At 72.5% G+C, this 13,931-nt stretch carries 10 protein-coding genes; 3 read left to right on the top strand and 7 right to left on the bottom strand.

The genetic code is table 11. The features are described 5' to 3' along the window. Together V6V47_RS32175 and V6V47_RS32180 are read left to right on the top strand one after the other, a co-directional pair. Positions 1–1,396, top strand: a 1,396-nt coding sequence (locus V6V47_RS32175) for a bifunctional 3'-5' exonuclease/DNA polymerase (RefSeq protein ID WP_334632324.1), incomplete at its 5' end; no start/stop codon positions are given. Between the two features lie 176 nt (positions 1,397–1,572). Beyond that, on the top strand, positions 1,573–2,166 hold the full coding sequence (locus V6V47_RS32180; protein WP_334632325.1) for a nucleotidyltransferase family protein: 594 nt from the start codon (positions 1,573–1,575) through the stop codon (positions 2,164–2,166). A gap of 136 nt (positions 2,167–2,302) precedes the next feature. On the opposite strand, the gene V6V47_RS32185 is transcribed toward V6V47_RS32180, so the two are convergent. After that, positions 2,303–2,854, bottom strand: a complete 552-nt coding sequence (locus V6V47_RS32185; protein ID WP_334632326.1) for an ester cyclase — start codon at positions 2,852–2,854, stop codon at positions 2,303–2,305. A 288-nt stretch (positions 2,855–3,142) separates the two neighbouring features. On the opposite strand from V6V47_RS32185, the gene V6V47_RS32190 reads away from it, so the two are divergent. Then, complete coding sequence (locus tag V6V47_RS32190; RefSeq protein WP_334632327.1) at positions 3,143–3,820, top strand: TetR/AcrR family transcriptional regulator; 678 nt, start codon at positions 3,143–3,145, stop codon at positions 3,818–3,820. Positions 3,821–3,991: 171 nt separating this feature from the next. Here the strand turns inward: V6V47_RS32190 and V6V47_RS32195 are convergent, their stop codons facing one another. The 6 genes from V6V47_RS32195 to V6V47_RS32220 form a co-directional block, all read right to left on the bottom strand. Next, positions 3,992–5,401, bottom strand: a complete 1,410-nt coding sequence (locus V6V47_RS32195; protein ID WP_334632328.1) for a GH1 family beta-glucosidase — start codon at positions 5,399–5,401, stop codon at positions 3,992–3,994. Positions 5,402–5,611: 210 nt separating this feature from the next. Further along, positions 5,612–8,254 (bottom strand): effector-associated constant component EACC1, encoded by a 2,643-nt coding sequence (locus tag V6V47_RS32200; protein ID WP_334632329.1) that lies wholly within the window; start codon positions 8,252–8,254, stop codon positions 5,612–5,614. A 119-nt stretch (positions 8,255–8,373) separates the two neighbouring features. Then, a complete protein-coding gene (locus V6V47_RS32205; protein WP_334632330.1) occupies positions 8,374–9,183 on the bottom strand; it encodes a metal-dependent hydrolase in 810 nt (269 codons plus the stop codon). 101 nt (positions 9,184–9,284) lie between these two features. Beyond that, positions 9,285–10,943 carry a serine/threonine-protein kinase gene (locus V6V47_RS32210; protein WP_334632331.1) on the bottom strand — a complete coding sequence of 553 codons (1,659 nt, stop codon included), beginning with the start codon at positions 10,941–10,943 and terminating at the stop codon, positions 9,285–9,287. Positions 10,944–11,062: 119 nt separating this feature from the next. Beyond that, a complete protein-coding gene (locus tag V6V47_RS32215) occupies positions 11,063–12,802 on the bottom strand; it encodes a serine/threonine-protein kinase (protein ID WP_334632332.1) in 1,740 nt (579 codons plus the stop codon). 83 nt (positions 12,803–12,885) lie between these two features. After that, the coding region (locus V6V47_RS32220; protein WP_334632333.1) for a glycosyltransferase family 4 protein at positions 12,886–13,931 on the bottom strand (1,046 nt) is incomplete at its 5' end.

A 13,931-nucleotide genomic window follows, 5' to 3' on the forward strand; every position in this document is an offset into this window, starting at 1 on the left:
CGCCGCCTGGGCCCGGCTCACCGGCGCGCCGGTGCCGCCCGATCCGCCGCCGCGCCCGGCCGCGCCGCCCGGGCACGGCCAGGGCGCGCTCTTCGACGCGCCGCCCGACTCGCGCGGCCCGGGCATCGAGGCCCTGATCCGGGTGTACGCGGACCAGCTCGGCCGGATCGCCGCGACCGGGCACCCGGGTCGGTTCCGGTTGCTGGTGGCCGCCGAGTCGGCCGGCGCGCTGATCGCGGTGGAGATGGGCGTCGCCGGGCTGCCCTGGCGGGCCGAGGTGCACGACGAGATCCTCGGCGAGCTGCTGGGTGAGCCGTCCCCGGTCGGCGGCCCGCCGCGTCGGCTGGCCGAGCTGGCCGCCCAGATCGCCGACGCGTTCGGCGTCCGCCGATTGCACGCGGATTCCCCGGCGGAGCTGCTGAAGGCGTTCGCCCGGGTCGGGGTGGAGCTGCCCAACACCCGGGCCTGGGTGCTGCGGGGGGTGGATCATCCGGCGGTGCCGCTGCTCCTGGAATACAAGGAGCTGTACCGGATCTGGACGGCGCACGGCTGGTCCTGGCGTGAGCAGTGGGTTCGCGACGGTCGGTTCCAGCCGGAGTACGTGCCGGGTGGGGTGGTCTCCGGCCGTTGGGCCACCCGGGGCGGTGGCGCGTTGCAGATCCCCAAGGTGATCCGTCGTGCGGTGGTGGCCGACCCGGGTTGGCGGTTGGTGGTCGCCGACGCCGGCCAGTTGGAGCCCCGGGTGCTGGCGGCGGTCTCCGGTGACGCCCGGTTGGCGGCGGCGGGTGGGGCCGGTGACCTGTACGCCGCCCTGGCTCGGGACGCGTTCGCCGGTGACCGGGCACGGGCCAAGGTGGCCCTGCTCGGTGCCATGTACGGGCAGACCGGCGGGGCCGCGGTGCCCGCGCTGGCGGTGCTGAAGCGCAACTACCCGACGGCGTTCGGCTATGTCGAGGCGGCGGCGCGCACCGGTGAGGCGGGTGGGCTGGTGCGCTCGTGGCTGGGGCGGACGTGCCCGCCCGGCTCGGCCGGGTTGGGCGACCCCGACGAGGCCCCCGTCGACCCGGAGGGGGCGGCCGACCCGCAGGGGCCTCGGGCACGCGCCGCCCGGTCCCGGGGGCGCTTCACCCGCAACTTCGTCATCCAGGCCACCGCGGCGGAGTGGGCCTCCACGCTGCTGGCCACTCTGCGCGCCGAGCTGGCCGGCACCGACGCCGAGCTGGTGTTCTTCCAGCACGACGAGGTGATCGTGCACTGCCCGGCGGCGCAGGCCGAGGCGGTGGCGGCGGCGGTGACCCGGGCGGGCGAGCGGGCCGCGGCTCTGCTGTTCGGGGCCACCTCGGTGCGGTTTCCGCTCGACCTGTCCATTGTCGACTGCTACGCGGACGCGGCGTAGCGCGTCGCGGCGCGGCTGCGGCGAGGTAACAGTTGCGCAATTGTCCGCTTTCGCCCCGCCACCCCGCCCGCCTTGTCCTCGTTGCTCCCGGTGTCCGTAGGGCGGAGCGGACCGGGCACCGTCGTGCCTGGTCCGCTCCACGGTCGAGGGGGCACCAGCTGAACCGGATCGCAGGAATGATCATCGCCGCGGGTGGGGGACGCCGCCTGGGTGGCCCCGAGGCGTTGTTGCATCAGGGCGAGACGCCCCTGGTCAACCAGATGATCGAAACGATGACCGAAGCGGGCTGCGAGCAGATCGTGCTCGTGCTGGGTGCCGCGGCGGAACAGGTGCAGGAGGCCGCCGACCTGAGCCAGGTCACCGTGGTGATCAACAAGGCGTGGGGCACCGGGGTCGGCTCGTCCATCCGGGCCGGTCTGGCTGCCATGGACGACGGGGAGATCGAAGCGGTGGTGGTGATCCCGGTCGACATGCCGGGTCTGACCGCCGCCGCCATCCGACGGGTGGCCGCGCTGCCGTACCCGGATGTCCTGGTTTGCGCCACCTACGACGGGCTGCGTGGCTACCCAATGCTTTTCGGCCGCCGGCACTGGTCCGGCATCGCCACCCTGGCCAGCGCCGACGTGGGCGCCCGGCCGTACCTGCTGGCGCACAAGGACCAGATCGTCGACATCGCCTGTGACTCGGCGGCCGACGGCAGCCGGGTCGACACCCCGGAGCTGATGGCGCTCTACGGGCTCACCGTCCCGCCGCAGCGGGTAGGGGTCTGAGGCGCGTCGCGATGTCCGGGCCGACGACAGTGGCGGGCCGGGTCGGGCGGGCGACGCCATCGTCCACCACGGCGGGCACTGCCGTGGTGGACGAGGCTCAATTCATCCTCGACCGGGCGGACGTCGCCGCGCGGCCCTACTTGCCGCTGGGAGGGGTGGCAGCGCTGAGTTCCTGCAGGAACCGGCCGAAGTTCCCTTCCGACCAGTGCTCGACGGACTGGCCGCCCACCACGCGGTCGATGGAGATGCCACTGAGGTGGACGTTGCGGCCAGACGCGGGGATGCCCAAGATCGTTCCGGTGTGGGTGCCCGCGAACTGCCAGCGGGTGACGACCTTGTTGCCTTCCACGATCTGGTCGAGCACGTCCAGCTTGTAGCCGGTGAGCGACCCCTTGATCTCGAGGTCGCCCGCGACCCAGGCGGAGCGGTCGTTGGGGCCGTCAAACCCATGGAGCACCAGGTCCTTCGAGATGTAGCGCTCGAAGCCGGCGGCGAGATCCCCGTTGTAGCTGGCGTAGAACGCGGCGGCGACCCGCTTTGGCGACATGTGGGTCTCGTGCGGGCCCCTGCCATGCGCCTGAGCGGGGACGGCTGTGGCGGCCAGGGTGGCGACGACGCCGAGGATGGCGCCGATCATCTTGCGCCGGCTGGGCGCTGAGGCGCCCTCGGTGCGCTGCTTGAAGCTCATTGAGCACTCCTGAAGTAGGGGGTCGGATGCCTGACGGCATGTCTACTTGCTTGACGAAGCAAGTATTGGACGGTGCTTGACAGTCGTCAAGCAGACGTGAGTGAGCGCACGTACCCATCTCCAGACCGTGACCGGCGTGAAAGACTGCGATCAGTACCGCGAGGCCGCTTCACCGCCTGCGGCGGACGCCGTTCGGGATCATGGCGAGTTGTGAGTCGGTAGGGGTCGTGTACTGGCGAGCGAAGGCTCTCGATCAGGCCGACTGGTGCCGAATGGAGCGAGGCCGGAGTGACCGACGGACCGCAGGGAGAGGCGACAGAGTCGCCGACGCGCTGGAAGTTCTCCCCTGTCCAACTGGACGAGAGCGAGATTCTTCGACGCGGTCTCGACGCCTTCGCCGAACTCGGTTACGCCGCGACCACGATGCGGGAACTTGCCCGGCGGCTCGGCGTCAGCCACAACTTCATCACCGTACGGTACGGATCGAAGTTGAGTTTCTGGCGCGCTGTGGTGGACTACGCGCTGGCGGGCGCCGAGCGCGAGCGCAATCAGTTGCTGGCGGAGCACCGCGACGATGTTGAACGCCTGAGGGGCGTAGTCATTCAGCTCTATCGGATGTCCGCGAACGCCGCAGAGATGAACCGGTTGATAGCGGACGAGTCAACTCGCGACTCCAGCCGCTTGGACTATCTCCACCAACGGTTCATCAAGCCGTTCTGGGACAGCATCGAGCCGGCCCTCAACGGCCTCATGGCGGCCGGACACATTCCACGTGTACCGACGCACATCCTGTACTTCGCCATCATCGGTCCCGCGCTGGCCCTGGCTCAGAACCCGATCGCCGACCGGCTGGACCCCGTTGCCACCCCGACAGCGGCGCAGGACAGAAACAGCACGGCCGACGCGCTCTCCGGCCTGGTCCTTCACGGACTGCTCCCGCCCTCGGGCAGCGAGACTTCGACCTAGGCAATCGGGCACTCGTCGCCCCCCGAGGTGGCGGCGATCGCCACGGCCGCGAAGCGGCCCCCATTCCGGTCGGTTCCTGCTCGGACTCGGTGCCAGCAGGAGGGACCGAAGTGGGCGCGTCGCCGCCACCTGTCCTCGGACGGCAGGTGACGGCGACGCGTCGTCAGCAGCTCAGTCCTGGGCCTGGTCCAGTTCCCCGGTGGAGGCGAGCCGCTGGTACCAGTGGGCGCTGTCCTTCCAGGTGCGTACCTGGGTGTCGTAGTCGACCCGGATGATGCCGAAGCGGCGGTCGTAGCCGTAGCCCCACTCGAAGTTGTCCAGCAGCGACCAGACGAAGTAGCCGCGGACGTCGGCGCCCTGCGCGCGGGCCTCGGCCATCGCGCCGATGTGCCCACGCAGGTAGTCGATCCGCCGCTCGTCGTGGATCCGGCCGTCGGCCGACACCACGTCGTCGAAGGCCGCGCCGTTCTCGGTGATCATCATCGGCTGGTTCGGGTACTCACGGTGCAGGCGCAGCAGCAGCTCGGTCAGGGCGGGCGGGTCGATGTTCCAACCCATCGCCGTGTACGGGCCGGGCTGCGGCAGGAAGTCGACGGTGTCGGCGGCCACCCACGGCGTGGCGGTGGAGGCCCCGTGCCCGTCGGCGTTCGACCGGGCCGACACCCCGTCCCAGGCTTGGACCAGGGTGCTCGAGTAGTAGTTCACCCCGAGCACGTCCAGCGGCACCGCGATCGCCTTCTCGTCGCCCTCGCGGACGAACGACCAGTCGGTGACCGACGCCGTGTCGGTCAGCAGGTCGGCCGGGTACGCCCCGTCCAGCATGGGGCCGAGGAACGCCCGGTTGGCCAGCGCGTCGATCCGCCGTACCGCGTCGGCGTCCGCGGCCGAATCCGATGCCGGGCGGATGACGTGCAGGTTCAGTGTCACCGACAGCTCGGCGGCCGGCGCCAGCTCCCGCACCACGCGACCGGCGAGGCCGTGTGCCAGGTTGAGGTGGTGCACCGCGGCCAGCGCGGCCGCCGGCTCGGTCCGACCCGGCGCGTGCACGCCGGAGGCGTAGCCCAGGTACGCCGAGCACCACGGCTCGTTCAGCGTGGTCCAGGTGTGCACCCGGTCGCCCAGCGCGCCGACGATGCCGGCGGCGTACTCCTCGAAGCGCAGCGCGGTCTCCCGGGCCGCCCAGCCACCGGCGTCCTCCAACTCCTGCGGCAGGTCCCAGTGGTACATGGTGGCCACCGGGCGGATGCCCCGCTCCAACAGCCCGTCGACCAGGCGGGAGTAGAAGTCGATGCCGGCCTGGTTGAACCGGCCCGCGCCGCCCGGCTGCACCCGAGGCCAGGAGATGGAGAACCGGTACGCGTCGAGGCCGAGGTCGGCCATGTGCCCGAGGTCGTCGGCCCAGCGGTGGTAGTGGTCGGCGGCCATGTCACCGGTGTCGCCGTTCAGCGTACGGCCGGGGGTGTGGCTGTAGGTGTCCCAGATGGACGGGCCGCGGCCGTCCTCGGTGGGCGCGCCCTCGATCTGGTACGCGGCCGTGGCCGAGCCCCAGACGAAGTCCTCTGGGAATTGGTGTCGTGTCATCGTTCCGTCCCCTGGATCTCGCAGATGTACCTCGATGAGACGCCGGAGACCAACTCGACGCTGGCCCTGCCACCCTCGTGGTGCACGTCGAAATGGGCACCCGGTGAGTCCCCGGGCGACGGTACCCGTACCCGGGTCCGCTGCCCCCCGGCCGGTACGTCGAGCCGCTGAGCTGCCACCGATCAGGTCAAGACGAGAGGGTCGCCGGGGTCAGCGGTGTGCGTCCGGGGCGAGCGGGTGTTCTGCGGCGGGTTGCAGGACGGTGTAGAGGGCGCCGACCGCGAAGGCGGCAGCGGTCACCTCGAGCATGAACTGCCCGACCGATGAGGCCGAGGAGCCGCTTCCGCCGACCGGCACCTGCATCAGCAGCATGGCGATCAGCGACAGCCGCGCCGCAGCCAGCAGGAACGGTCGGTCGTCGCCGACGAGCGCGACGACCAGGAGGGCGACGGCCAACAGTGACGCGTACGGGACGCTGTGGGACTCGTCCGGGTGCTTGACGAGAGTCCAACAGACGTCGGCGACGACGAGAGCCGTCGACAGCAGGCCGAGGGTGGCCGCCCGTCGCGAGGGTGCGGTCCACCATCGCAGTGTCGTCGCGGCCACCGCCACGAGCGCCAGCAGAGTCGAGGCGGCGAACACGAGAAGGGCCCACACGGTGTGCTCGCCGTCGTCGAGGAATTCTGTGACGGCATCCGGGACGACGGTGGTGACGGCGAGGGCGACGATGGCGAGCGCCGCGCTGACGATGGTCGCGGCCGGCAGAGGTCCGCGGGGTCGCGGGAGGACCTCCAGCGTCACGGCGGCGAGGACCAGCACCGCGCCAGCGACGGCGATGTAGAAGCCGGCTTCCATGAGAATCTGCAGCGAGCGGTTGGTGGTGACCCCGGCGAGGAAGCCGAGGATCCCTGCCGCCAGGCCGAAGGCGGCTCCCTGGGCGACGTCGCGCTCCCGGCGACCGGCCGCCATGAACGCGAAGACCAGTGCGGTGGCGATGGCGGCCCAGAGCCAGAGCGTTGCCGAGTCGAGCAGGTCGGACCAGATGCCGCGTACCCCTGGGTCTCCCAACCGCATTCCGTAGCCGAGCGTCAGCGTCGCGGCCCCGATCGTCGCGAGGCCCCGTGCGAGGAGCTCCTGAATCGTGCGGTGACGACCGCCGGTCGGGCCCGGCTGCTCCGGCGCTTCGGTCGCCGCCCGTGGCTGCGGGACGCCCGGCCGAGCCGGGCGCGCTGGCTGCGGGTCGGGACGTGCCGGCTCGGCCGAGGCCGAGCCCGGGGACGACGTCGAAGCCGGGGACGACGTCGAAGCCGGGGACGACGTCGAAGCAGGAGCCGACGTCGAAGCCGGAGCCGGGGTCGAGGCCGAGCCCGGGACCGACGTCGAGGCCGGAGTCGAGGCCGCCGGAGTCGGGGTCGGTGCCGCCGGGGTCGGGGCTGCCGGGGTCGAGGTCGCTGGCTTCGGGGTCGCCAGCGACGGCCGTGCGGGGACCTCGGGTACGGCCGTCGCGGCGTCACCGAGCATGGTGGCCGCGGCGGCGGACACCGAGCGGCTGTCGTCGTCGGCCAGGCGTTCCAGCGCGAGCCGCGCGGCCAGCGCCATCCCCTCGTGCCGGCCGCGGACGAGCCGCTCCAGTTCGGAGACCGCGCCCAGCCGGACGCCCGTCAAGGGGTGGTCGATCGCCTCCTGCAACTCGCTCGGCAACTGCGCGGGTGTGGTGACCGGTCGACCGCGGCGGGCGAGGTGCAGGTCGCCCTGCACGTCGAACGTCCACTTGCCGGGTGTCTGGTGCGGGGTTGCGCGGCGGACCCGGTCGTACACGTAGTCGTACAACTCGTCGAGGCCGATGTAGCCGTCCTGGTCGCGGTCGGCGTCACCGGTCTCGAGCCCGGTGACCAGCGCGCTGGTGAACACCGAGGGCTCGCCGCTGTTCGTCTCGGCCAGTTCGCGTCCCTCGAATGCGTACTCCATCGCGCTCGACGCGGTGATCACCGCGCGGCCGCGTCCGCCGAACTGGTCCTCGATCGCGATGCCGCCGCCGGCGCGGGCGACCATCCCGCGCCCGAACGCGCCGGCGTAGCAGCAGTCCAGGAGCAGGACGATCCGGCGGGACCGGCTGCGGCTCATCCGCCGGTTGACGAAGTCCGCGGCGACTGCGGTCGCCCCGAGCCGGTGCAGCTTGGTCGACGCGGCGGCCAGGAACAGCTCACCGTCCGGATCCTTGACGCCGTGGCCGGAGAAGTAGAGCAGGAGCAGGTCGTCGGAGGCGCGGTCGGCGAAGAAGTCCTCGACGGCTTCGTTGATCGTCGGCCCGGACTCGTTGATCATCGTCTGCACGGTGAAGCCGCCGATCGCCGGGTCACCGAGCACCTGGGCGAGTCTCTCGGCGTCGTGCGCTGGCGCCCGCAGCCGGCGCAGCCCCGGATCCTGGTAGTCGTAGTTGGCGACGATCAACGCGTACCGGGCGCCCACGAGCCCTGAGTCGCGGAGCTGGTGGCGGTGCAGCCACGTCTCGGTCTGCTGCCGCTGCTCCGGCGACGGTCGGCCGAACAGTTCCAGGGTCTCGCCGTCGATCTCGAGTTTGACCGTGCCCTGCCGACGTTGGGTCAGCCAGGCCGAGATCGCGTTGATGACTGCCGCGAGGACCGCCGACTGGGACAGCGTCAGGACGAGGGTGCCGACGGCGGCGAGTTCCACTGCCTTGGTGTCGGACGGAGCCGAACCGGCCGGGGCGCCCTCGACCGTCACATCGAGGTCGAGCAACTCACTCCGGAGCCGGCGGGCCAGCTCGTCGAGTCGTTGGTCGTCGGCGCCGTCGTCGCCGACGACGATCGTCACCCGGGCCGGCTGACCCATGCTCGACACCCTCTTCCGGCAGCGCCTCGGTGGGCGTCAGCGTAGGAGGGCGGCCGGATCCCCGGGTAGCGACATTCCGAAACTCGACAGAAGCTGGCGGGTCGACTCCGCCCCGGGGGTCAGATGTCGATGTTGAAGCGGTGCAGCACCGACGGCGCGACCAGGCCGGCGGTGGCGAGCAGCGAGACCACGGTCAGCACGAGGCGCATCACGACGACCTCGGCCTTGCTGCCGACACGCAGCGCGATGCTGTTCGGCAGGCCGACCATCATCCACATTCGTCGTTTGATGGGGATCGGCCAGAGGATCGGCACGCCGGCTCGGGTGATCATGTCGCCGAGGATGTGCACGAAGCAGCCGACCCCGAGGGCCGTACCGATCAGCGGATAGCCGCGCCCGCCCGGCAGGTTGACGAAGGTGAACCAGGCCGCTCCGGCCGACGCGAGGGTCACGATCACCCAGCCGGCCCGCTCGGCCCAGTTGTCGAACAGCCCGCGTAGGGCCAGGCCGAACATGAAGAAGAGGATGGTGATGACCGCCCACTTGCCGTACGCGGCGCAGAGCGCGGTGGTGCCCCAGCCGATCAGGAAGGTGAACGGAAGGGTGTGGGTCAGCGTCCGGTGCCCGTTGTTGCGCTTCGGGTCCCTGCTGAGCTTCGTCGCGTAGTAGACGCCGAGCGAGACCTTCTCCATCACCTCGGCGATGAAGAGCGAGAAGACCCCGAAGGTGCGGCCCACGGTGGCGCCGCCCTGGTTCTTGGTTACCTTGCCCGACATGTCGAGGTCCGGAAAGAGTGCGCCACCCGCGCACACTGCCGTGCCCACCGCCAACGCGAGCGGCGACTGGTGGTAGTCGGCGAACTGGTCCAGCGCCCAGGAGCCAGTCAGCCATACCGCCGCGCCGGACAGCGCGTGCTGCGGTCCCATCATGTCGACTCACCCTCCCCAGGGATCTTGAGCGCCAAAACTACGCCACTGTAGTCAGCACCGGCACCGCAGGGGCATCACCCGGCAGTCCACTTCGGACACGCTCAGAGCGTGGGGGTGAAGCTCTGCCGAATCATCGCCAAGTATGCGGCGTTCACCTGCCAGTCGAACTCTTTAGTCAGCCACGAGACGGTGTAGGCGCGCCCGGCCGAGGTGTTGGCCAGCAGCCGGAAACTGTGCACGCGGTCCCCGGCGGCGTTCTCCCAGGCGCACTCCCAGATCGCGCCGCCCTCGAAGACGTCCAGGGGGGAGATGTCCACCCTCCGGTAGCCCGGTAGCGACGCGCTGCCCAGGAGCCGCGCCTCCTCGGCTCGCCAGTACGCCACCGGGTCGGCCTTCGCCGGCCCCGCCTCGACACTGAGCACTCGGGGACCGCCGGCCTCCCGGAAACACGTCACCGCTCCCTCGGCCCAGCGCAGCCAGGACACCGGCACGGCGATGCGGAACGCTGTCGGATCCTCGTACCACGTCCAGCCGGCAACCAGCCCGTACCGCGCGCCGACCGGCGGTGGCCTCGACGGCACCGGGGTGGCCGCCGCGGGTGGAGGCGTCGCGCAGGCGAAGGCGACCGGCCGGGCGGTGGTGGTCGCGCCGCCCCCGGAGCCGGCGGGGGGCGTCCGCTCGTCGTCGCGGTTCAGCAGCGTCAGGGTGACACCCCCGGCGATCAGCAGCGCGACGGCGGTGGCCGCGCCGCAGAGGGCGAGTAGCCGACGCCGCCGCCCGTTGGGGCGGATCGTGGGGCGGTCGGCCGGTGTCGGCTGGTCGCCGGGCGGGGCCGGCTGGTCGACCGGTACGGCGGGCGGTGCCGACGGGACCGGTACGGCGGCCCGGCCCGCGGTGCGTACCGCCGCCACGGCCGCGGACCGGGCTGGCTCGGTGGGCTGGTCGGGCTCGGTCGCCGCGGCGTGCAGCAGCGGTTCGGCCTCGGCGGCGGTCAACCGCCGTCGGGGGTCACGTTGCAGCAGGCCGTTGAGTGCGGGACGCAGCGGGCCGGCCCGGCGCATCGGGTCGGGCGGTTCGGTGGCCAGGGCGCTGAGCGTCGCCATGGCGCTGGTCCGGGCGTACGGCGACTGCCCCTCGACCGTCGCGTAGAGCGTCGCCCCCAGCGACCACATGTCGGTGCGCGGGTCGGACACCCCGTCGCGGGCCCGCTCCGGTGCGACGAACTGCGGTGAGCCGAGCACGGTGCCCGGCCCGGTCATCGCTCCTTCGCCGCCGTCGAAGGTGGCCAGCCCGAAGTCGGTGAGCACCACCCGACCGTCGTCGGCGACCAGCACGTTGTGCGGTTTCACGTCGCGGTGCAGCACTCCGGCGGTGTGCGCGGCCCGCAGCGCGGCGAGCACGGCCAGCCCGATCCGGGCGGTGCGCTGCGGACTCAGGGGCCCCTCGGAGCTGATGATCTGCTGCACCGACCGGGACTGCACGTACTCCATCACGATCCAGGGGCTGTTCCGGTCGTGCACCACGTCGTAGATGCGGACCACGTTGGGGTGGTTGAGCCGGGCGGCGGTGCGCGCCTCGCGCAGCGTCCGCAGCCGCAGCTCGGCGCGCTCGGCCTCGGCCAGCCAGGATGGTGGCACGACCTCCTTCACGGCGACGTCGCGGTGCAGCATCTCGTCACGAGCCAGCCACACGCGGCCCATCCCGCCGGTGCCGACCAGGTCGAGTAGCCGGTACCGAGCCGCGATCAGCAACTGCTGCACGGTCGCTCCCCCTCGGTCACCCCGGGTTACACGATAGCCACCGGAGCGGGTTTCCTCATCCGCTGAGCGGCCTCGATCCACGACGGACGGTGGGCTGGACCACGACTGTACGGCGCAGGTCAGCGCGGTGGCCGAAAGCTCTCCCGGACTGTCGTCCACTCCGCGCCGGCGGCGACCCAGTCCCGGTCGTCGGTGATCCAACCGAGCGTCCAACGATCGGCGCCGGCAGGGGTGTCGGTGATCTGCTGCCGGGCGTGCAGCCGGACGCCGTGCGGCGCCGCCCAGCGGCACTCCCACTCCGCCCCGCCGTCGCTTGCGGCGAGCCGGATCTCGTCGTACCCCGGTAACGCCCCGGCGCTGGCCGCGGCGTCGTGGGCCGCTCGTAGGCGGGCCAGCGGGTCGGCGGCGCCGCCTTCGGTGACGCTGAGCACCCGGCCGGTCGCCGGGTCCTGGAAGCAGGCCACCGCGTCGTCTCGGTAGTAGCGCCAGTGCGTCGGCACCGCGATCCGGAAGCCGGTGGTGTCGGCGTGCCAGATCCAGCCGGTCGGGGGCCGGAACGCCTCGTCAGGGATGGGTGAGCTGGTCGGCACCGGAGCGCTGCCGGCGTCCGGGCGGACGCAGGGAAAGGGTGGTGGCGGCACGGGGCCGCCGGGCCGATCGGGGCCGGGCCCACCTGGCCCACCTGGCCCACCGGGCCCGCCCGGGCCGCCACCTCCGCCGGGCGGCCATTGCGGCGGTGCCGCCGTGGGCCGGCTGCCGGTGCCCGTCGGCTCGTCGCCGGTGACGGCCAGGGCGGTGCCGACGCCGACGGCCGCCGCCACCAGCAGCGACGCGGCGAGCAGCGCGACCCGTCGGGTGGCACCCCGGCCTCGCCGCCGCGCAGCGGCCCGCGGCCGGGCGTCGTCCGCGGCTGCCGTGGGGTCGGCCTGGCGTGCGACCGGTTGGTCCGGTGCGGGCAGCGGGATGGTGGGGTCCTCATCGGACGCGTCGGTGGACGTGGTGGGTCGGTCGACCGGATCCGCTGCCGGGTGTGCCTGGTCGGGCACCGGGGTGAGGCCGGTCGCCGCGGCGGTGAGCAGCCGGCGGGCCGTGTCGTGGTCGAGTCGGTGGCGCGGGTCGCGGCGCAGCAGCCCGGCGAGCACCGGTCCCAGTGGCCCGGCGTGTGGGGCCGGGTCCGGCGGTCCGGCGGCCAGCGCGCTCAACGTGGCCATCGCGGTGCTGCGCGCGTACGGGGAGCGGCCCTCGACGGCGGCGTGCAGGGTGGCCCCGAGCGACCACAGGTCGGCTGCGGCCGTGGACACGCCCTCGGCGGCGCGCTCCGGGGCGACGTACTGGGGGGAGCCGAGCACCATGCCGGGGCGGGTCGTCATGCCGTCCCCACCGTCGAAGGTGGCCAGCCCGAAGTCGGCGAGCATCACCCGCCCGTCGTGTGCCATGAGGACGTTCTGCGGCTTGACGTCGCGGTGCAGCACCCCGGCGGTGTGCGCGGCGTGCAGCGCGCCGAGCAGGGCCAGACCGATCCGGGCCGCCCGGGTCGGTTCCAGTGGCCCTTCGGCGTCCAGGACGTCCTGCAGGGTGCGCGACGGGACGTACTCCATCACGATCCACGGGCTGCCCTCGACCGGGACGACGTCGTAGAGCCGGACCACGGCGGCGTGGTTGAGCCGGGCCGCGGCGCGTGCCTCCCGCAGGGTGCGCGAGCGCAGCTCGGCCCGTTCGTGGTCGGCCAGCCAGGTCGGCGGTACGACCTCCTTGACCGCGACGTCGCGGTGCAGCATCTCGTCACGGGCCCGCCACACCCGACCCATGCCGCCGCGGCCCACCAGGTCGAGTAACCGGTAGCGACCGGCGATCAGCACCTACGCACGCTCCTCCTCAGCCGCTGTCCGGGGTACACCCTAACCAGCGGATCGGAGGTCACCTATCGGTCGTCCGCTTAGGGTCAGCAGACGGCGTGGTCCACGGCGGCGAGCAGGTTGCCCTCGGGAATGGCGATCCGGGTCCGACCGCCGGCCAGTCGGGCGGCTGCCCGCCGAGCCTGGAGCGGGCCGTTTTCGCGGCGGGCGGTGGCGTAGCTGGCGGCGGTGCGGGCCGCGATGGCCGTCCAGCCGTACCGCTCGCCGACCATGGTGCGGGCCTTGCGGGCCACCCGGCGGGCGAAGACCTCGTCGCCGAGGAGTTGGCCGACGGCGCCGGCGAGCGCCGCCGGGTCGCTGTGCGGGAACGTCACGCCCGTCACGCCGGGCTCGACGATCTCGGCGAGCCCGCCGGTACGGGCCACCGCCAGCGGGGCGCCGGCGGCCGCCGCCTCCAACGCCACCATGCCGAACGGTTCGTAGAGGCTGGGCACCACGGTCGCGTCGGTGGCGCCGAGCACCGCCGGCAGTTGGGTGGCGTCGAGGAAGCCGGTGAAGCGGACGGTCGAGGTGAGGGTGAGCCGGCGGGCCTCCGCCTCCAGTTCGGCGCGGTACGGGCCGTCGCCGGCGATCACCACGCGCAGCCCGGGGTGGCGCTCGCGCAGCCGGGGGACGGCGCGCACGAGGTGCTGCACGCCTTTCTCGTAGACCAGCCGCCCGGCGTACCCGACCAGGGGCCCCTTGCCGGCGAACCGGGCCCGGGCCGAGGCGACCGCGCGTGGACGGGCCCGCCAGGCCCGGTCGTCGACCCCGTTGGGTACCACGTCGACCTGCCCGGCTGACAGGTCGAACAGCGTGGTCACCTGGTCGCGCATGTACCCCGAGCACGTGATCACCCGGGTGGAGGAGTTGCTGAGCCAGTGTTCGACGCCGTGGATGGTGCGGTTCATCTCCTCGGGCAGCCAGCCCTGGTGCCGGCCCGCCTCGGTGGCGTGCATGGTGGTGACCAGGGGCAGGTCCAGGTGCTCGGCGAGGGTGGTGGCGGTGTGGGCGACGAGCCAGTCGTGGGCGTGGATGACGTCGTAGGAGCCGGCTTCGGTGGCGCGTAGGGCGGTGCGGGTGAGGGTGTGGT

This window comes from Micromonospora sp. CPCC 205539 (assembly GCF_036906815.1).
In the GTDB taxonomy this organism is placed as follows: domain Bacteria; phylum Actinomycetota; class Actinomycetes; order Mycobacteriales; family Micromonosporaceae; genus Micromonospora.

Coding starts and splice junctions, on each gene's coding strand:
- V6V47_RS32195 (WP_334632328.1), bottom strand. CDS start 5,401: ATGACACGACACCAATTCCCAGAGGACTTCGTCTGGGGCTCGGCCACG.
- V6V47_RS32205 (WP_334632330.1), bottom strand. CDS start 9,183: ATGATGGGACCGCAGCACGCGCTGTCCGGCGCGGCGGTATGGCTGACT.
- V6V47_RS32185 (WP_334632326.1), bottom strand. CDS start 2,854: ATGAGCTTCAAGCAGCGCACCGAGGGCGCCTCAGCGCCCAGCCGGCGC.
- V6V47_RS32180 (WP_334632325.1), top strand. CDS start 1,573: ATGATCATCGCCGCGGGTGGGGGACGCCGCCTGGGTGGCCCCGAGGCG.
- V6V47_RS32200 (WP_334632329.1), bottom strand. CDS start 8,254: ATGGGTCAGCCGGCCCGGGTGACGATCGTCGTCGGCGACGACGGCGCC.